The organism is Agrobacterium sp. 22-223-1, assembly GCF_053522385.1.
Map to the genome: position 1 here is coordinate 1,695,209 of NZ_JBNWCN010000001.1, position 22,211 is coordinate 1,717,419.

General features: G+C 59.7%; 18 protein-coding genes and 1 tRNA gene. 11 read left to right on the plus strand and 8 right to left on the minus strand.

Going from position 1 to position 22,211, the window contains the following annotated elements:
- Positions 1 to 382 precede the first annotated feature (382 nt).
- The 4 genes from ACQZ60_RS08385 to ACQZ60_RS08400 form a co-directional block, all read right to left on the minus strand.
- Positions 383 to 1,672, minus strand: a complete 1,290-nt coding sequence (locus ACQZ60_RS08385) for an outer membrane protein transport protein (RefSeq protein WP_448735053.1) — start codon at positions 1,670 to 1,672, stop codon at positions 383 to 385.
- Positions 1,673 to 2,133: 461 nt separating this feature from the next.
- Positions 2,134 to 4,977, minus strand: coding sequence for a valine--tRNA ligase (locus ACQZ60_RS08390; protein ID WP_035263974.1), 2,844 nt, complete (start codon positions 4,975 to 4,977; stop codon positions 2,134 to 2,136).
- 220 nt (positions 4,978 to 5,197) lie between these two features.
- Positions 5,198 to 6,205 (minus strand): cell division protein PopZ, encoded by a 1,008-nt coding sequence (gene popZ, locus ACQZ60_RS08395; RefSeq protein WP_035263970.1) that lies wholly within the window; start codon positions 6,203 to 6,205, stop codon positions 5,198 to 5,200.
- A gap of 389 nt (positions 6,206 to 6,594) precedes the next feature.
- Complete coding sequence (locus tag ACQZ60_RS08400; RefSeq protein WP_035263968.1) at positions 6,595 to 7,266, minus strand: protein-L-isoaspartate O-methyltransferase family protein; 672 nt, start codon at positions 7,264 to 7,266, stop codon at positions 6,595 to 6,597.
- A 304-nt stretch (positions 7,267 to 7,570) separates the two neighbouring features.
- Here ACQZ60_RS08400 and ACQZ60_RS08405 point away from each other — a divergent pair.
- Positions 7,571 to 7,644 (plus strand) — tRNA-Cys (locus ACQZ60_RS08405).
- Between the two features lie 106 nt (positions 7,645 to 7,750).
- Here the strand turns inward: ACQZ60_RS08405 and ACQZ60_RS08410 are convergent.
- The gene (locus ACQZ60_RS08410) at positions 7,751 to 7,903 is read right to left on the minus strand and encodes a DUF3309 family protein (RefSeq protein WP_003495626.1); all 153 of its coding nucleotides are present in this window, start codon (positions 7,901 to 7,903) and stop codon (positions 7,751 to 7,753) included.
- Between the two features lie 708 nt (positions 7,904 to 8,611).
- Here ACQZ60_RS08410 and ACQZ60_RS08415 point away from each other — a divergent pair.
- Together ACQZ60_RS08415 and ACQZ60_RS08420 are read left to right on the plus strand one after the other, a co-directional pair.
- Positions 8,612 to 8,917, plus strand: coding sequence for a hypothetical protein (locus ACQZ60_RS08415; protein ID WP_003523369.1), 306 nt, complete (start codon positions 8,612 to 8,614; stop codon positions 8,915 to 8,917).
- Between the two features lie 94 nt (positions 8,918 to 9,011).
- Positions 9,012 to 9,257, plus strand: a complete 246-nt coding sequence (locus ACQZ60_RS08420; protein WP_003523370.1) for a DUF982 domain-containing protein — start codon at positions 9,012 to 9,014, stop codon at positions 9,255 to 9,257.
- A 513-nt stretch (positions 9,258 to 9,770) separates the two neighbouring features.
- On the opposite strand, the gene wrbA is transcribed toward ACQZ60_RS08420, so the two are convergent.
- Positions 9,771 to 10,370 (minus strand): NAD(P)H:quinone oxidoreductase type IV, encoded by a 600-nt coding sequence (wrbA, locus tag ACQZ60_RS08425; protein WP_003509751.1) that lies wholly within the window; start codon positions 10,368 to 10,370, stop codon positions 9,771 to 9,773.
- Positions 10,371 to 10,647: 277 nt separating this feature from the next.
- Between wrbA and ACQZ60_RS08430 the strand changes: the two genes are divergently transcribed.
- The 7 genes from ACQZ60_RS08430 to ACQZ60_RS08460 all read left to right on the plus strand — a co-directional run bounded on the left by ACQZ60_RS08430 (position 10,648) and on the right by ACQZ60_RS08460 (position 18,512).
- Entirely contained in the window at positions 10,648 to 11,439 is a 792-nt protein-coding gene (locus tag ACQZ60_RS08430) for a competence/damage-inducible protein A (protein WP_003523372.1), read from the plus strand.
- 221 nt (positions 11,440 to 11,660) lie between these two features.
- Positions 11,661 to 12,506: a universal stress protein gene (locus ACQZ60_RS08435; RefSeq protein ID WP_142779320.1), complete on the plus strand. Its 846-nt coding sequence runs from the start codon at positions 11,661 to 11,663 to the stop codon at positions 12,504 to 12,506.
- Between the two features lie 300 nt (positions 12,507 to 12,806).
- Positions 12,807 to 13,304, plus strand: a complete 498-nt coding sequence (gene gpt, locus ACQZ60_RS08440) for a xanthine phosphoribosyltransferase (protein ID WP_448735054.1) — start codon at positions 12,807 to 12,809, stop codon at positions 13,302 to 13,304.
- Between the two features lie 553 nt (positions 13,305 to 13,857).
- The gene (locus ACQZ60_RS08445; RefSeq protein ID WP_256364474.1) at positions 13,858 to 13,989 is read left to right on the plus strand and encodes a hypothetical protein; all 132 of its coding nucleotides are present in this window, start codon (positions 13,858 to 13,860) and stop codon (positions 13,987 to 13,989) included.
- Complete coding sequence (locus tag ACQZ60_RS08450; RefSeq protein WP_448735055.1) at positions 13,979 to 17,797, plus strand: vitamin B12-dependent ribonucleotide reductase; 3,819 nt, start codon at positions 13,979 to 13,981, stop codon at positions 17,795 to 17,797. The genes ACQZ60_RS08445 and ACQZ60_RS08450 overlap by 11 nt, the downstream gene beginning before the upstream one ends.
- A 114-nt stretch (positions 17,798 to 17,911) precedes the next feature.
- Positions 17,912 to 18,190: a BrnT family toxin gene (locus tag ACQZ60_RS08455; RefSeq protein WP_142779324.1), complete on the plus strand. Its 279-nt coding sequence runs from the start codon at positions 17,912 to 17,914 to the stop codon at positions 18,188 to 18,190.
- A complete protein-coding gene (locus ACQZ60_RS08460; RefSeq protein WP_196377957.1) occupies positions 18,180 to 18,512 on the plus strand; it encodes a helix-turn-helix domain-containing protein in 333 nt (110 codons plus the stop codon). The genes ACQZ60_RS08455 and ACQZ60_RS08460 overlap by 11 nt, the downstream gene beginning before the upstream one ends.
- A 6-nt stretch (positions 18,513 to 18,518) precedes the next feature.
- Here the strand turns inward: ACQZ60_RS08460 and ACQZ60_RS08465 are convergent, their stop codons facing one another.
- Positions 18,519 to 19,844: an Nramp family divalent metal transporter gene (locus tag ACQZ60_RS08465; protein WP_448735056.1), complete on the minus strand. Its 1,326-nt coding sequence runs from the start codon at positions 19,842 to 19,844 to the stop codon at positions 18,519 to 18,521.
- A 357-nt stretch (positions 19,845 to 20,201) separates the two neighbouring features.
- On the opposite strand from ACQZ60_RS08465, the gene ACQZ60_RS08470 reads away from it, so the two are divergent.
- Positions 20,202 to 20,429: a hypothetical protein gene (locus tag ACQZ60_RS08470; RefSeq protein WP_003523379.1), complete on the plus strand. Its 228-nt coding sequence runs from the start codon at positions 20,202 to 20,204 to the stop codon at positions 20,427 to 20,429.
- Between the two features lie 25 nt (positions 20,430 to 20,454).
- Here ACQZ60_RS08470 and ACQZ60_RS08475 read toward each other — a convergent pair whose 3' ends face one another.
- On the minus strand, positions 20,455 to 22,188 hold the full coding sequence (locus ACQZ60_RS08475) for an ABC transporter ATP-binding protein (RefSeq protein ID WP_448735057.1): 1,734 nt from the start codon (positions 22,186 to 22,188) through the stop codon (positions 20,455 to 20,457).
- Positions 22,189 to 22,211: the final 23 nt, after the last annotated feature.

The window sequence follows — 22,211 nt, forward strand, 5'->3', positions numbered from 1 at the left end:
ATAATTTCCGGCAATATAACGGCATTTCGCCATCCACCGGTCAGCGCCAAACAAGAAAGCCGGATGAAATTCCCGTATTACTTGCTTAAACCCTGAATCCAAACCCGTTTTCACTTTCCGGCCTTGCGCACCACCACATCAAACGCCTGCATGTTCTTCCATTCCCGCGTCCCTAAACATAAGCCAAGCACCCTGTTTGTGGCGGGAAATGGACAGATATGCTCACATTCCAACGCGACCACACGCTTGCAGAAAAGTGTTGCCAAATCGTCACAAAACTTTCGGGCTAGAAAATTTTATCGAGCAGGAATCATAGTCGCGCATGAAAAAAGGCCCGGTTGGTAAACCGGACCTTTATTTTAGCATCTACGGAAGGATGATGTCAGAACTTGACCTTCACGCCGGTCGAGATGGCTGCGACGAGATCGTTACCGAAGTCGTAGCCCGCCTCATTGCCGCAGGTGAAGCCTGCGCCGCACGGTCCGCCATTGATGGAAGAGCTACCGGAGGTCAGGAGGCCGAGAGCGCCGGCAATCTTGAACTCGATGTTCTTGTTCGGGGAGTAGACGATCTGCGTGCCCAGCGTCCAGGTGTCGGTCTGGGTGCCAATGATAGTCGATGTACCGCGATCCCAGGTCAGGCTCACAGCACCGCTCCACTGCTCGTTGAACTTGTGACCGACGCCGCCCGAAATCGTCCAGCCGTCGCGATAAAACAGGTCAAGCGTGTTGAGCGTGTCAGCTCCGCTCGGAACGCACGGCGACGTGCCGACCGCGCAGAAAGGAATGACCTGAATCTGGCTCCAGTCCGTCCACTTCACCGAACCGAAAGCAAGCCAGTCCGGCGCTATGCCGGATTGCACCTTGAGTTCGATGCTGTCGGGCATGGAAACAGAGCCGTAGATCGGCACGAGCTTGCCACCGTATTTCGCAAGCGTCGGAGAAATGGACGGCGGCGTCTGCGGGATCGCCCTGACGTCGGCGAAACCCGTCAGGTCGTGATCGACGGCGCTGTTGTAAACGAGGCTCGCACGGAAGACGATCTCGGGAATCTCATAGGCCATGCCGGCGCGCCAGCCCCAGCCGTCACCTTCCATCTCAAGTTTGCCAACGCCGCTGAAGCTGGACCAGGCCGGATTGAGGCCCAGAACGGCCGGCCCGAGAACCTGACGGTATTTATAACCGCTGAGTTCCTGATAGAAACCACCGCCGATGATCGAGAAGTCGCCTTTGCCAAGATCGAACTTCACCCGGCAGGTGGTGGCGTAATTGTGCGACTTGACCTTGGTTTCGATATTGTAGCTCGATCCCTGCCAGATGCCGGGATTGAGATGCGCGCCCCACGGTTGTGAGTAATCGAACATGCAGTCGCCGAAATCACCGATTGCCGCCTTGGCGCCGATGCGGGTCGACCAGAAATTTTCGGAATCATCTGCACTGGTGGACCAGGACGCAGGCAAAGGACCGCTTTTCAGCGGATTGTCCCGCGCATTCTCTACCTTGCGCTGCGGCGCGACGAAGGTTGCGGAACTATCGAGAACATAATCGGACGGATCGAACAGCAGGTCGATATTGTAACCGCCGCGCTCAAGGCCACCGGCCAGTGAGGGCGTTACCGCCGCGATGCTGACTGCGAAACATACCGCGCCGCGAAAAATTGCAGTTTTTGCCATCTCTCTCCCCAATCAAGGCAATGTGATCATCAAAAGAGTGAAGCGCTTCGCAGCAAATGACAATCTGCCGCACTCTGGCACAGTTCTGCGACACTTCTCCATTTTTTACGTAAGAATTTCATGCCGATCCCCTTGCATAATCATTTTAGGTTATTTTTCTAATCCAATTGAAGCAATCAGACATAAAATGAAACAAATTCCCACTTGAGACAGGAATTGTCGCCAAATAACCACACTCACGAGTTTCCCGAGGAAACGCGCTTATCAGGCCGTTTTTGTTGGATTTTTTGACTGTTTCAGAGATTTTTGGCCGGGCGTGGCGTGAAATAATCGCTCTTTCAGACGCCCATGATTCGCCATTGCAGTGCAGCAATCAATCGAGACGAATTGTTACACCAAAATAAAAACGCCCCGTTTCGGACGGGGCGTTTTTGTTTCCATAAAAGAGCCGGAAGCAGCTATTACCCCGCTTCGCTGACCCGCGTGAGCGCCGTTCTCAGGCTTGCAAGCTGCACTTCCAGCTCCGCCTTGCGCTCGCGCTCGGCGGCGACCACTTCCGGATCGGCATTGGCCACGAATTTTTCGTTCGACAGCTTCTTGTCGATACGTTCCATTTCCGCATCCACCTTGCCGATCGCCTTTTCGAGACGGGCTTCCTCGGCGGCCAGATCGATGAGCTTGCCGAGCGGCAGGCAGACCGTGGCCTCACCGACGATGATCTGCGCGGAGCCCTTCGGCGCGACATCGGCGGCGCGGATTTCATCCGCCCGCGCCAGGCGCCGGATGGCGGCGGCGTGGCGGTCGAGCCGCGCTTCGGTGGAGGTATTGGCGCCGACAACCACCAGCGAAGCGGTGGCGCCCGGCGGCACATTCATCTCGGCGCGCGCGGAGCGAATGCCGGAGACGAGATCGATCAGCCAGTTGATTTCGGCCGCCGCGGCATCGTCGCGGAATTCCGGCACCGGCCAGTCGGTCAGGCAAAGCAGATTATCCCGCTCCTCGCCCTCGCCCGCCGTATGCGCCCACAGCTCTTCCGTCATGAAGGGCATGAAGGGATGCAGGAGCTTGTAGATCTCGTCCAGAACATAGGCCGCACAGGCCTGCGATTCCCTCTTGGCCTTTTCGTCTTCGCCGCTGAAGACGGGCTTCAGCAGTTCCAGATACCAGTCGCAGAACTGGTTCCAGACGAAACGGTAGAGAATGCCGGAGGCATCGTTGAAGCGGAAGTTCTCGAGCGCCGCCGTCACGTCGCGCGCCGTATTGGCAAGCTCGGTCAGGATCCAGCGGTTGATGGTCAGCGACGCGGTTTCGGCGAGGAAATGCGGATCGCGCTTCACGCCGTTCATCTCGGCAAAACGCGTCGCATTCCAGAGCTTGGTGCCGAAGTTGCGATAACCGGCGATACGCGCCGGGTCGAGCTTCACGTCACGGCCCTGCGCCGCCATGATGGCGAGCGTGAAACGCAGCGCATCCGCACCATATTCGTCGATCAGTTCCAGCGGATCGATGACGTTGCCCTTGGACTTCGACATCTTCTGGCCGTTCTTGTCACGAACCAACGCATGGATATAGACCGTGCTGAAAGGCTCGACCGGGTTGCCGGCATCGTCCTTCATGAAATGCAGGCCCATCTGCATCATCCGCACCACCCAGAACGGGATGATGTCGAAACCGGTCACCAGCACGTTGGTCGGATAATAGCGCGCCAGTTCCGGTGTCTGCTCGGGCCAGCCGAGCGTCGAGAACGGCCACAGCGCCGACGAGAACCAGGTGTCGAGCACATCTTCGTCGCGGATCAGGATTTCGCCCGGCTTGAAGTTCTCAAGCTTCTCCTCGACCCAGGCCTTCCACGGACCTTCATGGGCGATATAATGCTGGATGGCCGCCTGAAGCGCCTCTTCTTCGGTCTTCTCAACGAAGACCTGTCCGTCCGGACCATACCAAGCGGGGATCTGGTGACCCCACCACAATTGCCGCGAGATACACCAGGGCTGGATGTTCTCCATCCACTGGAAGTACGTGTTTTCCCAGTTCTTCGGCACGAAATTGGTGCGGCCTTCGCGAACCGAGGCAATCGCCGGCTGGGCCAGCGTCTTGTTGTCCACCCACCACTGGTCGGTCAGGCGCGGTTCGATCGGCACGCCGCCACGGTCGCCATGCGGCACGACATGCTTGTGCGGCTCGATCTTGTCGAGCAGGCCGGCTTCCTCGAAGATTTCGACGATAACCTTGCGGGCGAAGAAGCGATCCTGTCCTTCCAGACGATCCCATGCGCCATGCAGCGCCGCGGGATGGCTGAGACCCTCGAGGAAATCCTCGTTCTCCTTGATGGAGATCGTGCCGTCGATATTCATGATGTTGATGGCGCGCAGGCCGCAGCGCTTGCCGACTTCGAAATCGTTGAAGTCATGCGCAGGCGTGATCTTAACCGCGCCCGTGCCGGCCGTCGGATCGGCATAGTCATCGGCGACGATCGGAATCTTGCGGCCGACGATGGGCAGGATGACATGCTTGCCGATGATGCCCTTGTAACGTTCATCCTTCGGGTTCACCGCAACGCCGGTATCGCCGAGCATGGTTTCGGGCCGCGTCGTGGCGACGACGATATAGTCGCGCGTTTCGAACTCGGTGGGCTTGCCCTCCTCGTCGAAAGCGATCGGATATTGATAGGTGACACCCTTTTCCAGCAGATAACGGAAATGCCAAAGGTTGCCCTTCACCTCGATCTGTTCGACTTCCATGTCGGAAATCGCGGTCTGCAGCTTCGGGTCCCAGTTGACGAGGCGCTTGTCCTTGTAAATCAGGTTCTGCTTGTAAAGGGTGACGAAGACCTCGAGAACGGCCTCGGAAAGCCCCTCATCCATGGTGAAGCGCTCACGCGACCAGTCGCAGGAGGCGCCAAGACGTTTCAGCTGGTTGAAGATCAGACCGCCGGATTCGGCCTTCCATTCCCAGACCTTCTCCACGAAGGCCTCGCGGCCCATCTCGCGGCGGCCCGGAAGCTGCTGCTCCATCAGCTTGCGCTCGACGACCATCTGCGTGGCGATGCCGGCATGGTCCATGCCCGGCTGCCACAGCACGTCCTTGCCGCGCATGCGCTCAAAGCGGACCAGAATATCCTGCAGCGTGTTGTTGAGCGCGTGGCCCATATGCAGGGAGCCGGTCACATTCGGCGGCGGGATGACGATGGTGAAGGTTTCCGCGCCCGGCTTGGCGTTGGCGCCGGCACGAAAAGCGTTAGCCTCGTCCCAGGCTTTGGCGATCTTCGGTTCGACGGATGCGGAATCGTAGGTCTTTTCGAGCATTTCCTGACCTGAATTTTAGAGTTCTTGTGTGGATTTTTTTAAATAAGGATGGACGGGAGAGAGTCAACAGAAACCCGCCCGCGAGCCAACCATTGAGCGGACCCACGGGTGACTATGACCCCATAACACCTTCATCTTCAACAAAAAAGCCGCCCCGATGCCGGAGCGGCCCCTGTTTCGTCGCATCCCGCCGCAATCGCACATGCGGCCAAAGCGGAACTTAGCGGCGCGAACCGCGCGCCACGCGCTCGATTTCCTCGCGCACCAGACGCTCCACGAGCGTCGGCAGATTGTCCTCCAGCCAGTCCTGCAGCATCGGGCGCAGCATTTCGGCGGCCATATCTTCGATCGAGCGCCGCTCGACGCCGTCGAAAACCTCTGCAAGCTCGCTGAACGAACGGGCGATCTGTGCACCGGCAGCAGCAGAAAGAAGATTGAGCGACAGACCGCCCTCGACACCCGCCTCGTCTTTTGCCTGTGGCTCGGCCAGATCGAATGCCGGTTTGCCAACGGCAGGTTCCAGCACCGCTATGTCGAAACGCTCCGCTGTCAGCGGCGTTTCGAGGGCGCCGCGCAGCGAAAGCTGATCGAAGCGGTTTTCGGCCGAAGACGCGCTTTCGATGGCGGCAGCGGCGGCGCGATCCTCAGCGGCAAAAGATACCGGCTGCTCGTTCACGCTGGATGCCGGCTGCTCGCTCACGCTCGCGGCGGCCGCAGCCGCCATCAGCGGCCGAACATCCGTCGGGCGCTGCGGTGCGGCGCGTTCGGAAGACGATACGGACAAAGGCTGCGATACGGTCGGGGCAGCAGCCGACGGCACGGTCTCGGCCACGCCACGCTGGGCCTGCGCGGCGAAAGCCTGCGGCCCCATGGCGGCGTTACGGTCTGCGGCGGCACGCACACGGGCGGCAACATCTGCAAGCGACATGGTCTTTTCGGCAGAGCTTTCCTGCCGTTCAGCCATGGGTCCTTCAGAAATCGGCGAGAAATCCTGCGCAGGCCGTGCGCCAAAAGCCTGGTTTGCGGCGGGGGGAACGCGCGCCGGCGGGCTGATGGGCTCCGCCACGAAGGCCGCTTCGCTCGCAGCCTCGTCTTCATCGTCATAGACCGGCGGCAACTGCCCGGAAAACGCACCGGCAGGTCCGGTCTCGTTGCTTTCGATGATCCGGCGGATAGACGCCAGAATCTCTTCCATGGACGGTTCACGCGCTACGCTTGGCTGAGCCATATCAATCCCCGGTTTCCACTCTTCGAGCACCCTTGCCGCATCCCTCGGACACCGGATGAGCGCTCCTTGACCTGTTCAATTTTCACATCGCGTTTTCGACAACCGAAATCGATCGTCACACCGATGCTCTGAAACATGGCCGGCCAAGCGCCTGAGCATTTCGCCGTCCCTGTCGCAGGATCATGCGGGGCAGAAATACGCACACCCCGAATCACCCTTAGTTTAGGTCAGCATAGCGAGGAACTAAATCACTGATTCGACAAGTTTCGTGATGATGCACAGCTTTGTGAGAATGGCCCGAAAGGACGCGCCGCGCCGGCAAACCGAACATAAAAACGCCGGGGCGGAAACTCCACCCCGGCGTCAGAAAGAAGAGGATCGTTTGCCGATCAGAAAACGAATTCGGCCGCCTTGGCAAAACCCGGCAGCGGCTTGACCGAAGCATTGAAGAAAGTGGCAGCCGATGTGCTGTTGCCATCGCGGCGATAGACGGTGGCCTTCGCGGCGCCGCCATATCCGACGACGACAACCAGACGGCCGCCGTCGCGCAGCTGGTCGGTCAGTGCCGCCGGCACTTCCTCCACCGAGCCGTTGATGAAAACGAGGTCATAGGGTGCTTCGCCCGCATAGCCCTTTTCGAGATCGCCGGTCACGACGGCGACATTGTCATATCCAAGCGAAGCGAGCGTCTCGGTCGCCTGTGCGGCCAGCGCCTCATCGCTTTCAAGGGAAACCACCGAACCGGCAAGCTGCGAAAGGATGGCGGCCGCATAACCTGCGCCGCCGCCCACTTCCAGCACCACGTCCTCCTTCGACACGGCCGAAAGCTGCAGCAGCTTCGCCAGCGGCGAGGTCTTCATGACATAACGGGCCGGACGGCCATCGCGGGCGGGACAGATCTGCAGGTCCTCGTCCACATAGGCAATCTGCCGCACGCCCGCCGGCACGAATGCCTCGCGCGGCACGCTCAAAAACGCCTTCAGCACGGAATGCGACGTCACGTCGGTCGTGCGCAACTGGCTGTCGACCATATTGGCGCGTGCGGTTTCGAAATCCATCATATCGTATCGCCTCAATTTCACGGATGCCGGTCGGGAAGCCTCGGCTCCAAAAGCTCAAAACGGCAGGGGCTCACCCTCGCCTTTGGATAATCTCATAATTGCCAAGGCGCGCGCTTTCAAGCGCGCTAAGCCGGATGTGTGGGAAAAAGCGACAGGATATCACGCCCATGAAGGAGACTTTTTATCGTAACGATCTGTCTTCGTGCGCAGAAACTAAAAAACAAGCGCATTCGAAATTAGGGCCTTGCACCCTAAATGGATTCGTTCTAAATGCCCGCCATCGCTCAAGACGACGAGCGGTTGAGGCCTCGTGGCGGAGTGGTGACGCAGAGGACTGCAAATCCTTGTACCCCGGTTCAATTCCGGGCGAGGCCTCCATATCTTACATCACACCCAATTTCGGTATGAACTGAGCAGCGCCACACAGGCGCTTGAGTTCAACTCGCCTGTCATCATGCGAGCGACGCTGCCCCTTTTCGCATGATCAGATCCGCCCAAGCAGAACCAGGATCAGGACGATCACCAGAACCAGTCCGAGACCGCCTGACGGGCCATAGCCATAATTATGGTAACCCCAGCTTGGCAGTGCGCCGATCAGGAAAAGAATGAGCAGGATGACGAGGATGGTGCCGAGCATGTGTAACCCTCCACTATTGGCATGTGTCCTGCCTGTTTGAATGATGAAACGCGCAAAAAGTTCCCTTTCCTGTATAGCCGGCAGCATAATGGTAGAAAGGCATCCTCTTCCGTTTCAACGGGTTACACCGGAAATTCGGGAATGCGGCCTTGCCTGCTCCCGTCTCGGAAAATAATTCTCTGGCTAATTATATCGCCGCAAAAAGCCCTGAAGGCCTGCGGCGGGCCGGCCTTCACCGGGATCGATGAAAGCAGCGATTTATTCGAGGTAATTTCTCGGCCTATGTCTATCGGCAGTTGTCCGTCATATTAGCGCCAGTCCCCCGTACCCTGAAACTGGCGGGAGACGGAGAGATCTGGCATCACTGGCAGTGCGCCAGATCTCTCCCGCCCCTCCCCACGCTCCTCGAATTCTCCTTTGCAGGCACACGGATATTTTACCGACTGTGTTCTCGTTTCCCTTGCCTTGCCGGTTTCACTCCGGCTAGACCCCGGACCGGGAGGGAGAAACGAGAATCATATGTCCGGTTTTGCGAACCTCATCCCGCTTTTCATCTTCGGCCTCCTCGTCTACTTTTTCTTTCGCTGGGTCGCGCGCGACATTCAGAATCCGAAGAGCAAATAGTCGGGGAAATCGTCTCCGGCCCCCTGCCCGCCGGGAACCGCCGCGCCTCGACATCGTTTTCACGGACGCACTTCGGAGGACAGGATGAAAACGCTCGTATCGTCGGCCGCTATCGCGCTTACACTGGCGCTTGCCGGATGCACCACGGCCGGACCGGCCGCCTATGTCGGCCCCGCGCCCTATGTCGAACCCATCCCTGGCAGCATCATCTACAGGGGCCAGCCGCGCACCAAACTGACGAAATCGCCGATCGGCAGTACCTTCACCCATGAATTCCGCATCGACGCCAGCACGCGGGCGGTGGAAACCTACCGCATCGCGCCGGACCGCTCGCTGGAACTCATCGACCGCCGCATCATCCGCGAATGGCTGTTCGGGCGCGACGACTGACCGCACCGCAACCGCGCGAAACGGGCCGGGAACGGGATTGCGCATCCTGACCGCTTGGTTTAGAGCCGGGCGCAACAACCACTATGGATAGGCGATGAATACGCGCTGGCAAAAACCCGTCCTGATCGCGTTCGAAACGCCGGGCGACTATACGAGCATCGACACCACGCAGGCGGCCTCCTGGGCGCTGATCGAGGATTGGCCGATCGAAGACGGGGATGCGCTGGACAAGGCGCTGCTGATCTGCGCCGCCGTCGATGCCGGCAGGAAAAAGCCTGAGGATGCGCGCAAGGCCTTCATCGCAGCCGCAATCGAAGCCGGCCTCGATATCAAGGCCTGATGGCGGAGTGACTGCCGGCCGTCGACTAGAAATGCCGCCTGCGGCGTCAGCTTTTCAGAATAAGACGTTGGATGGATCGCAACAGATGGAAGCTTCCGGAAACATGAAAAAAGCCCTGTTCATTTTTCTCCTCTCCTGCCTGGCGATCGGCCTTCTCGGCCACCTCGTGGTGGCCTTCGTCGTCACCGGCTGAAGCGGAAAAATCCCCTCCGCCGGAAGACGGGACGAGTGGACATTAGAATTTCCTGAATTTCATTCTTTCGTTATGGAACCGCGATAAACTCTGGCCGTTCTCTTTTCATCCAACAGGAGGAGGATTGGAATGCGTGACGGATTGAACGGTTTTCTCGAAATCTCGATGCTCGGCTTCGTGGTCGCAAGCTGCCTTTTCATGGTCAACCTACCGATCTGACCCACGGCAAAAATTCTTCTTCGACAGGACCGGCGACGTGACGTTCCGGCATTAAAAAATGCGGCCTTGTGGGCCGCATTTTTTTTGGACAAATCATCCAATCAGGCCGAAAGCTTGGCAGCCAGTTTGGCGACATGCGCGCCCTGATAACGAGCGGCTTCCAGTTCGATTTCCGAAGGCTGGCGCGAGCCGTCGCCATCGGTGATGGTGGAGGCGCCATAGGGCGAGCCGCCCTTGATTTCATCGACGCCCATCTGGCCCTGGAAAGCATAGGGCAGACCGACGACCGCCATGCCATGGTGCAGGAAGGTGGGGATGAAACCGAGGATGGTCGATTCCTGGCCGCCATGCTGGGTGGCGGAAGAGGTGAAGGCCGAACCGACCTTGCCGACCAGCTTGCCGCTGAACCACAGGCCGCCGGTCTGGTCCCAGAAATTGCGCATCTGCGAGGCGACCGTGCCGAAACGCGTGCCGGCGCCGACGATGATGGCGTCGTAATCCGCCAGTTCGTCCACCGTCGCCACCGGGGCCGGCTGATCCAGCTTGAAATGGGAAGACTTTGCAACTTCTTCCGGAACGAGTTCGGGAACGCGCTTCACCACGGCTTCCGCGCCGGTGGACTTCACGCCCTCGGCAACGGCATAGGCCATTTTCTCGATATGGCCGTAAGAGGAGTAATAAAGTACCAGAACCTTCGTCATTCTCTTCGTTTCCTTTGCTGGAACTGTTTCCGGCGTACCGGCGACAAGCTTCTTTAAAAACTCAATGATCATCGGCTTTGACCTGTAAAAGCGTATGACAAAAAGGTAGCGGACGGATCGGTCTGCCGCCAGCCGGGGATTGGCATACGCACTGTTCACGATGAGTGAACGCTCGGAGCCATCGTCAACCAATCCCCCTTTTGCGTTTCTTCAAAACCGCTTTGCATTCGCGCTGGCGCGGCGTTAACGTCGGGTGAAACAGATGACGAGTGCAACCATGTCCAATCCCTCCTCCGCCCAATCCGTCGTGACCGCCGCCATGCTTGCCATTGGCGACGAACTGCTTTCGGGCCGCACCAAGGACAAGAATATCGGCCACCTCGCGGATGTCCTCACCATGTCCGGCATCGACCTGAAGGAAGTGCGCATCGTCGCCGACGAGGAGGAAGCGATCGTGGAAGCGCTGAACGCGCTGCGCGGCCGCTATGATTATGTCTTCACATCAGGCGGCATCGGCCCGACCCATGACGACATCACCGCGGATGCGGTCTCTGCGGCGTTCGGCCTGCCCTGCGAGCACGATGCCGAGGCGCTGCGCCTGCTGGGTGACATGTATCGCGTCCGCGAGATGGAGTTCACCGAGGCGCGCAAGCGCATGGCGCGCATGCCGAGAGGAGCCGCCCACATCGCAAATCCCGTTTCCGTCGCCCCCGGCTTCGTCATCGGCAATGTTTACGTCATGGCCGGCGTGCCGCAGGTGTTTCAGGCCATGCTGGACAATGTCATGCCGACGCTGCGCACCGGCGCAAAAGTCATGTCGCAGGCGGTGCGGTCGCCCTATGGCGAGGGCGATATCGGCACGCCGCTGACAGCCATCCAGAAAGCCCATCCCGAAACGAGCATCGGCTCGTATCCCAAATATGACGGGCAGCGCTTTTCGACGGAAATCGTGGTGCGCGCCCGCGACGCCGGCGTCCTGAAGGCGGCAGCAGACGCGGTTGCCGCCATGATCGAGACCATCGGCCATGAAAAAAGACTGGCAGCCAGCAAGGGCGATGCAACCGCCTAAGGCAGAAAAGGCTTGAGACAGAAGAGGCTTGAGACCGGGAAGCTTTGACCAAAATCAAGGTGGCGGCCTGTAAAGGCGGCCACTCTCCCCCTGAGCATTTCCAGGAAAAGCGGAACAGCTTTTCCGTCCGGACAATGCATAAAACAGAGACTTAGATCGTTCTGGCGATTCGAAGAAAAGCCAGAACGATCTGAAAACGACATGTCACCGAGGAGAGAGAAATGGGTTACAAGACGATATTGGCAGTGGTCGACAATGTTTCGAACACGCAGAAGCTTGGCGAATTCGTGGTAAGCCTTGCCGATCAGTTTTCCTCGCATGTGATCGGCCTGCATATGGAAACGCTGGCCGCCGTTCCCCTCGTCGCGCCGATGGAAATTCCCGACCCCGCCACCGTGCAGGCGCTGCAGGACGTGGCGCATAAGGAAACCACCGACGTCGGAACCATCTTCGAGCGTACGCTGGCCGCCAACGGCATCTCGCATGAATGGCGCAGCTTCGTCACATCGGTGGGTTACGCCTCCGCATCGGCCATCGACAGCGCCCGTTGCGCCGATCTCATCGTCGCCCGCCAGAGCAACTCCTCCGCACTTTCCGACAGCCGTTCGGATATTGACGGTTTCCTCTATGAAAGCGGCCGCCCCGTTCTCCTCGTGCCGCATGTGCTGACCGTTGCGAAACCGATCAAGCGCGTCCTGATCGCCTGGAACGGCTCGCGCGAGGCGACCCGCGCCACCTTCGACGCCCTGCCCTTCCTCAAGGCAGCCGACAGCGTCGAGATATTCTCCGTCGATCAGGCCGAGAGCGAAACGCAGTCCTCCGGCCTCGCCGGTGCGGAACTGGCCGCCACGCTCGCCCGCCACGGCGTCAACGTCACCGTGACCTCGCAGGAAAAGATCGCCGGCGTCTCGCCGCAGGCCGCCATCGAAAACCGGCTGTCCGATAACAGCATCGACCTTCTTGTCATGGGCGCTTACGGCCATTCCCGCTGGTGGGAACTGCTGTTCGGCGGTGTCACCCGCACCCTGCTCGATTCCATGACGGCGCTGACGCTGCTGTCGCGTTAAAAATGGATGCGGCGCAAACAGCGCGCCGCAAGCCCCGCCATCTCGGTTAAAATGAGCGTTTGCCCCTTGTTTCTTCTCCCCGCCGGGGAGAAGTCCGCGGCAGCGGGATGAGGGGGCAAGGGTAGAGATATTCGGAGAGCTTGCCCCCTCATCCGACCCTTCGGGCCACCTTCTCCCCGGCGGGGAGAAGAAACAAGCGGCAATCTCCAGCTCTGTCCTTTAAGCGGAAAGCTTGCCTTTTTGCCGGTCTTGCGGCTATTAGCCAAAGCCATCGACAATTTTGACCAGATGGTAGACGACATGTCCCTTCCCGATAAAGCCTTTCCCGTCTCCTGGGACCAGTTCCACCGCGATGCCCGTGCGCTTGCCTGGCGTCTTGCCGGCCTCGACAAAGAGTTCCGCGCGATCGTCTGTATCACCCGCGGCGGCCTCGTGCCGGCGGCGATCATTTCCCGCGAACTGAATATCCGCCTGATCGACACGGTCTGCATCGCCACCCGCCATGATTACGTCAATCAGGGCGAAACGGTTCTGCTGAAGGGTGTCGCCCCGGAACTTTCGGCGGATGGCGGCGAAAGCGTGCTGGTGCTGGACGACCTGACCGATACCGGCAAGACGGCGCTCGAAGTGCGCGAAATGCTGCCCAAGGCGCATTTCGCCTGTGTTTACGCCAAGCCGAAGGGCGTGCCGACCATCGACACCTTCGTCACCGAAGTCAGCCAGGACACCTGGATTTATTTCCCCTGGGACATGGGCTTCACCTATCAGGAGCCGATCGCCAAGGGATCGCGCGGCTGACCAGCCCCGAAGAGAAAAATCACGCTTTGGAACCGCCCCATCGGGGCGGTTTTTTTGTCGGGAAACGCCTTTATGGCGACAGCTAAAAAACACGGAAAAACCGCAGTGTCGCCTTTATGCCTCACCCCGGAAATGCGGGGTTTTGCCTTTCCCTTGCGGAAACCAGCCTCGCGCAAGCTTCAAACTTTCCCGCCAAGTTACTGATTTTTCTAAGAGCTTTTCCTATCCCCGTTTTCCACAGGCACTCCACACAATATCTTGTGGTTAAAAATGGGTTTCAATCTATGGCTTGACGAATCTGTGCCGCGAGAGGAAAGTGACAATTATGTTGCGGCGGCAACGGACCGGAAAGTAACGAGGCCGGTTCCTCTCCATCTTCAGCGCGCATGTCCAAAGCGGCGTCCCGGCCATGAGGGGGCGGTTCGCCGCAGGCTTTTGCGCGCCTTTCGGAACCGCCAAAAACATGACGCGGGGACTGGCGGCAGGAAGCTGTTGATACTATATTTAGTATTCCATGACATGCTTGCAGCCGAATAAGCCACGAGATACAGGGATGACATCCAAGGATGAACATCCCTTTCAGATCGGCAACAACCGGCTGCGCGAAGGCATCGCACGGCTGGACCGGATTTTTGCGCCCTTTACCGGGCGCCCAATGGACGAGGACAGAAACCATGCGCATTGAACGCCGCTTCACGAAGCCCGGCCAATCGCCTTATGCGGAAATCGACTTCCGCAAGGCCGTCAGTGAAATCAAGAACCCGGATGGATCGATCGTGTTCCGTCTGGCGGACATCGACGTTCCCGCGCAGTTCAGCCAGGTTGCCACCGACGTTCTGGCGCAGAAATATTTCCGCAAGGCCGGCGTGCCGAAGTTCCTGAAAAAGGTTGAGGAAAACGACGTTCCTTCCTTCCTGTGGCGCTCCGTGCCCGATGAAAAGGCGCTGAAGGATGTGCCGGAAGCCGAACGTTTCGGCTCCGAAACCGATGCGCGTCAGGTTTTCGACCGTCTGGCCGGCACCTGGGCCTATTGGGGCTGGAAGGGCAAATATTTCTCGTCCGAAGAAGATGCGCTGGCCTTCCGCGATGAGCTTGCCTATATGCTCGCCACCCAGCGCGTTGCGCCGAATTCTCCGCAATGGTTCAACACCGGCCTGCACTGGGCCTATGGCATCGATGGCCCCGGCCAGGGCCACTTCTATGTCGATCCCTTCACGGCTAAGCTGACCAAGTCCAAGTCCGCTTACGAACATCCGCAGCCGCATGCCTGCTTCATCCAGTCCGTTGAGGACGACCTCGTCAATGAAGGCGGCATCATGGATCTGTGGGTGCGTGAAGCGCGCCTGTTCAAATACGGTTCCGGCACCGGCTCCAACTTCTCCTATCTGCGCGGCGAAGGCGAAAAGCTTTCCGGCGGCGGCCGCTCCTCCGGCCTGATGAGCTTCCTCAAGATCGGCGACCGCGCAGCTGGCGCCATCAAGTCCGGCGGCACCACCCGCCGTGCGGCCAAGATGGTCGTCGTTGATGCCGACCATCCTGACATCGAAGCCTATATCGACTGGAAGGTGAACGAAGAGCAGAAGGTTGCCGCGCTGGTTACCGGTTCCAAGATCGTCGCCAAGCACCTGAAGGCGATCATGAAAGCCTGCGTCAATTGCGAGGCTGACAATGGTGACTGCTTCGACCCGGCCAAGAACCCTGCCCTTAAGCGTGAAATTCGCGCTGCCAAGAAGGACATGGTGCCGGAAAACTACGTCAAGCGCGTCATCCAGTTCGCCGAACAGGGTTACAAGGACATCCAGTTCAAGACCTATGACACGGATTGGGATTCGGAAGCCTACCTCACGGTTTCAGGCCAGAACTCCAACAACTCCGTCTCGCTGAAGGATGACTTCCTGCGCGCTGTCGAAAATGACGGCGACTGGAACCTCACCGCCCGCAAGGACGGCAAGGTCATGAAGACGCTGAAGGCCCGCGACCTCTGGGAAAAGATTTCCCACGCCGCCTGGGCATCGGCAGACCCCGGCCTGCACTTCAACACCACCATGAACGACTGGCACACCTCGCCAGCCGCCGGCCCCATCCGCGCCTCCAACCCGTGCTCGGAATATATGTTCCTCGACGACACGGCCTGCAACCTCGCCTCGCTGAACCTTCTGCAGTTCAAGGATCAGGCGACGAAGCGCATCGATATCGCCGATTACGAACATGCCGTTCGCCTGTGGACCGTCGTGCTCGAAGTGTCGGTCATGATGGCGCAGTTCCCGTCGCGCCAGATCGCCGAACTCTCCTATGAATACCGCACGCTGGGCCTCGGTTACGCCAATATCGGCGGCCTCCTGATGTCCTCGGGCATTCCCTATGACAGCGCCGAAGGCCGCGCCATTGCCGGCGCGCTCACCGCCATCATGACCGGTGTATCCTATGCCACCTCGGCCGAAATGGCCGGCGAGCTTGGCCCCTTCCCGGGCTTTGCGCCGAACCGCGACAATATGCTGCGCGTCATCCGCAACCACCGCCGCGCCGCTCACGGCCAGTCGGAAGGGTATGAAGGCCTGTCGGTCAACCCGGTCGCGCTCATCCATGGCGATTGCCCGGATCAGGACCTGATCGCCCATGCCGTCGCCGCCTGGGACAAGGCGCTGACGCTCGGCGAACAGCACGGCTACCGCAACGCCCAGACGACGGTTATCGCGCCGACCGGCACGATCGGCCTCGTGATGGATTGCGACACGACCGGCATCGAACCCGACTTCGCGCTGGTGAAGTTCAAGAAGCTCGCCGGCGGCGGTTACTTCAAGATCATCAACCGCGCCGTTCCGGATGCGCTGCGTTCGCTCGGCTATTCCGAAAGCCAGATCGCCGAGATCGAAGCCTACGCCGTCGGCCATGGCAATCTCAACCAGGCGCCCGGCATCAACCCTTCCACGCTGAAGGCCAAGGGTTTCACCGATGAGAAGATCGAGGCCGTCAATGGCGCGCTGAAGAGCGCCTTCGACATCAAGTTCGTCTTCAACCAGTGGACGCTGGGCGCCGACTTCCTCAAGGAAACGCTGAAAGTTTCCGACGAGCAGCTCTCCGACATGAGCTTCAACCTGCTCGAGCACCTCGGCTTCGGCAAGAAGGACATCGAAGCGGCAAACGTTCACGTCTGCGGCGCGATGACGCTGGAAGGCGCACCGTTCCTGAAGGCCGAGCATCTGCCGGTCTTCGATTGCGCCAACCCCTGCGGCAAGATCGGCAAGCGTTATCTCTCGGTCGAATCGCATATCCGCATGATGGCGGCGGCACAGCCCTTCATCTCGGGTGCGATCTCCAAGACGATCAACATGCCGAACGATGCGACGGTCGAGGATTGCGGCAGCGCCTACATGCTCTCCTGGAAGCTGGCGCTGAAGGCAAACGCCCTTTACCGCGATGGCTCCAAGCTTTCCCAGCCGCTCAACGCCTCGCTGGTGGAAGATGAGGACGAAGAAGACCTGATCGAAGAGCTGATCCAGCAGCCGGCTGCACAGCAGGCCGTGACAATCACCGAAAAGATCGTCGAACGCGTCATCGAGCGCGTCTCGCGCGAGCGTGAAAAGCTGCCGAACCGCCGTCAGGGTTACACCCAGAAGGCAACCGTCGGCGGTCACAAGGTCTATCTGCGCACCGGCGAATTCGGCGATGGCCGCATCGGCGAAATCTTCATCGACATGCACAAGGAAGGTGCGGCCTTCCGTGCGATGATGAACAACTTCGCCATCGCCATTTCGCTCGGCCTGCAATATGGCGTGCCGCTGGAAGAATATGTGGAGGCCTTCACCTTCACCAAGTTCGAACCGGCCGGAATGGTGCAGGGCAACGACGCCATCAAGAACGCCACGTCGATCCTCGACTACGTGTTCCGCGAACTCGCCGTCTCCTATCTCGGCCGCCACGATCTGGCCCATGTCGATACGTCCGACTTCTCCAACACGGCGCTCGGCAAGGGTATCCAGGAAGGCAAGACCAACCTCGTTTCCACCGGCTGGACCCGCGGTTACAAGCCGACTCTGGTTTCCAGCAATGGCGGCGAACGGTCGTCTTCCGAGCCGAAGGGCTCGGCAACGGCAGCCCCCGCCCGCGCCTCGGCCAACATCACCTCCTTCGCCGGCTCCGCCGCCCGCAAGCTGGAACCGACCGTCTCCGTCGCAACCTCCGAAATCGTCTCCTTCAAGCGGGACTATGAAGAGCGCGCCAGGGAACTGGCCGAAGAAATCGCCGAGGAAGTCATCGACGACGTCGCCCAGGAATCCCAGCAGACGGCAACCGCCCTCTTCTCCGACAAGGCCGCCGCCGACGCGGCATCGGCCAAGACGGAAGCCAAGAAGGTGGAAAACGAACGCCGCATGCGCTCGATTGCTCAAGGCTATACCGGCAACATGTGCTCGGAATGCCAGAACTTCACGATGGTGCGGAACGGCACTTGCGAGAAGTGCGATACTTGTGGGGCTACGAGCGGTTGCAGCTGAGCGTTAGCTTAGGCACCAAAAAATGATTAGTCTTGAGGGCTCTTTCAGATATGAAAGAGCCCTTATTGTTTTGATGTTTTATTTATTGCAACTACTGGAAACCCGTAGTTCAGAATGTTATATTTCGAATGGAATGCGCATAAGGCGTCAGCCAATCTCGCCAAACATGGCGTCAGTTTTGAAACCGCCCGCAGGGTTTTTGACGATCCATTTGCCGTGGATATCGAGGATCGTTCAGCGAATTACGGTGAAGTCCGACGGCGTATAGTGGGGTTGGGCAACGGATTGGTTCTGGCCGTGATCTATACCGAACGAAGCGAAACGATCCGCATCATCTCCGCACGAAAGGCGACACGCGCAGAGCGCAAGGAATATGACGACAATGGCTGGTAAAACCGATCAAACCGACTGGGTCCGTCTTCACGCCATGACCGACGAGGAAGCAGAGGCCAATGCGCTGGCCGACCCTGATAATCGACCGCTTTCCGCCGAACAGCTCGCCGCAGCGCCCAGAATGCCGCGCATCAAGATCATCCGCCGGGCTCTGAAGCTGACGCAGGAAGAGTTTTCCGCGCGTTATCATATTCCGCTCGGCACCTTGCGTGATTGGGAACAGGGTCGAAGCGAGCCGGATCAACCGGCCCGCGCCTATCTAAAGGTCATCGCCGTCGATCCGGAGGGAACGGCGGCCGCGCTTCGTAAAGGCGCGGCCTGACCCACCTCACCCCATAAAATCCACCAGCAACTTCACATTCAGCCCCGCAATCACCACCGCGATCAGCCAGGCAAAGGCCGAGAGCCAGAGCGGTGAGCGCAGCTCGCCCATCTTGGCCTTATCGGCGGTAAACATCACGAGCGGGAAGACGGCGAAGGAGAGTTGCAGGCTGAGCACCACCTGCGTCAGGATCAGCAGTTCCGCCGTGCCGCTATCGCCATAGAAGATGGTCACGCCCGCGGCGGGGACGATGGCGATGGCGCGGGTGATGAGGCGGCGCAGCCAGGGGGCGAGCCGCATCTTGAGGAAACCCTCCATCACGATCTGGCCGGCAAGCGTTGCCGTGACGGTGGAATTGATGCCGCAGCAGAGGAGCGCCACGCCGAACAGCGTCGGCGCAATGGCAAGGCCGAGCAGCGGTGCCAGCAGATTATGGGCTTCGCCGAGTTCGGCAACGGTCGTCTGCCCCGCCTTGTTGAAGGTCGCTGCCGCCAGAATGAGGATCGAGGCGTTGATGAGGAGCGCGAACATCAGCGCGATGGTGGAATCGAGCGTCGCGAATTTCAGCGCCTCGCGTTTTTCGGCAATCGTCTCACCGATTTCGCGGGTCTGCACGATGCCCGAATGCAGATAGAGATTATGCGGCATGACGGTGGCGCCGAGAATGCCGAGCGCCAGATACAGCATGTCCGGATTGGTGACGATCTCCGTCGTCGGCGCGAAACCGAGGATCACCTGCCCCCAGTCAGGGTCGGCGAGCGCCACCTGAATGGCGAAACACACGGCGATAACGGCAAGCAGGGTGATGACCAGCGCCTCCACCCAGCGGAAGCCGAGCTTTTGCAGATAAAGGATCAGGAATACATCGAGCGCGGTGATGAGAACGCCGAGTTCGAGCGGAATGCCGAAAATGAGGTTGAGGCCGATGGCCGTGCCGATCACCTCGGCGATATCGGTGGCGATGATGGCGATTTCGGCCAGCAGCCACAGCACCATCGCCACCGGCTTCGGATAGGCATCGCGACAGGCCTGGGCGAGATCGCGGCCGGAGGCGATCGCAAGACGGGCGCAGAGCGATTGCAGCACGATCGCCATGATGTTCGAGACCAGCGCGACGGTGAGCAGCGTGTAGCCGAATCTGGAGCCGCCGGCGAGCGATGTCGCCCAGTTTCCGGGATCCATGTAACCGACCGCAACGAGATAGCCGGGGCCGAAAAAGGCCATCGCCCGGCGAAACGTGCCGGCATTCGGTTTGACCCGGATCGAGCTGTGAACGTCGGACAACGAGAGATCGTCGCCGTTCCGTCGCCATCCAAAGACTGGCTTGTCCATTTTCTGCGCTTTCAAATGGGAAATTGAATTGGTGCAATTGCAAATCATTCGCATAAGCGGCAACGGCTGGCAAGGGGAGTCTTGCGGCCGGATATCGGCGCACGATGCCGCAGGCGCGTGCCCGGTTCGGACGCGAACCGACACACCATCACGCGCTTATGGCTGGCCCTCCCCCTCCTTCCCGTCATGCGCCGACTGGATTCCGTCTAAGGCAGGGATGATGGAGGTCGGGGGAAAAAGGGCGGGGGCGAACCGGAGGCCTCACGGCCTTGTCATCGCCCTGCCCCGTCGATTTCGGAACGGCCGCACACCCGCCTGCGTTGACCTTTCAGGAAGCAACCTATTGCGGGAAAGTTCATGCGACAGGGCCACAAATTCAGCCTGGTGAACCATCCGAGCCGATGGCCGAAATATATCATGGCGCACAGAAAACCGCGCGACTGGCTGATGACGATCAGCGGCATCGTGCTGCTGTTCATCGTCGCCGCCGCGGTCGCCATGGGTTATCTCGTCACCAGCCATCCCGGCAAGCCGGAGCCCAACCCCGGCATCGTGGAGGAACAGGCAGCGGAAAACGGCGGATGAGCGATGGCGCAGAACGCGCCGCTCATCAGCTCAGGCCCGCAAGGTGCCCGCTGAACTGCGCCTCGTGCAGCCGGCTGTAATGGCCCTTAGCGGCCAGCAGCTCGGCATGGGCGCCGGTTTCGGCAATGCCGGTCTGGTCCACCACCACGATGCGCGAGGCGTCGCGGATCGTCGCCAGCCGGTGGGCGATGACGAGCGTGGTGCGGCCTTTGGCAAGCTCCGTCAGCGATTGCTGGATGGCCCGTTCGGTTTCCGTGTCGAGCGCCGAGGTCGCCTCATCGAGAATGAGGATCGGCGGGTTCTTCAGGAACATGCGTGCAATGGCAAGGCGCTGTTTCTGGCCGCCGGAAAGCTTGACGCCGCGCTCGCCAATGACGGTGTCGAGCCCGAGCGGCATGGCTTCGATGACGCCATCGAGACGGGCGCGCCGCGCCGCATCCATGATGTCCGCATCCGAGGCGCCAAGCCGGCCATATTCGATATTCTCGCGGATCGTGCCGCCGAACAGAAAGACATCCTGCTGCACGATGCCGATCTGGTTGCGCAGCGAAGCAAGCTTCATCCTGCGGATATCGATGCCGTCAATGGTGATCGCGCCGCTGGTGACATCGTAAAAACGCGGCAAAAGCGAGCAGAGCGTCGTCTTGCCCGCCCCCGAAGGACCGACAAAGGCCACCGTCTCGCCGGCGCTGATCTTCAGGTCGATATTGGTAAGAACCGTCTTGCCCTCGGCATAACCGAAACCGACATGGCAATATTCAATATTGCCGCGCAGCAGCGGCGCTTCCACCGCATCCGGCGCATCGACGATATCGGGCGCGGTATCCAGCAGTTCGGTGAAGCGGCGGAAACCGGCAATGCCCTTCGGATAGGTCTCGATGACCGAATTGATCTTTTCCACCGGCCGGAAAAACACGCCCACCAGCAGCAGGAAGCCGACGAAGCCGCCTTCCGTCAGGCTGCCCGTCAGCACGAACCAGGCGCCGCAGATCATCACGATCATCTGCGTCAGGCGCATGCTCATATAGCTGAGCGAGGTGCTGGCCGCCATGATCTTGTAGGCATCGAGCTTGGTGCGGCGGTATTTCTGATTGTCCTTCTCGAACAGCGCCCGCTCGTGATCCTCATTGGCGAAGGCCTGCACCACTCGCATGCCGCCGACATTTTCCTCGATACGGGCATTGAAATCCCCGACCCGGCCATAAAGCGCGCGAAAATTCTGCGTCATGCGGCCGCCGTAACGGCTGGTGACCCAGGCGGTAACGGGCACGACGGCGGCGGTGATGAGCGCCAGCGGCACATTGACCGAAAGCATCAAGAGGAAAGCGCCGATGAAGGTCATGATGGCGATGAACAGGTCTTCGGGGCCGTGGTGGGCCACCTCGCCGATCTCTTCCAGATCCTTGGTCAGCCGCCCGACCAGATGGCCGGTCTTCTGGTTGTCGAAATAACGGAAGGAGAGCTTCTGCAGATGGTCGAAAGCCAGACGCCGCATGTCGGTCTCGATATTGATGCCGAGCATATGTCCCCAATAGGTGACCGTCGCCATCAGCCCTGTATTCAGCACATAGATAAGCAGCAGCCCCACGGAGGCGGCAAGGATGATGGCCCATTCACCGCCCGGCAGCAGCACATCCACAAAGGCCTTCACCGCCATCGGGAACCCGAGTTCGAGCACGCCCGACAAAACCGCGCAGGAAAAATCGAGAATGAACAGACCGCGATAGGGGCGATAATAGGCGAAGAAACGGCGGAGCATGGCATGACCTGGAGATCGGGCGC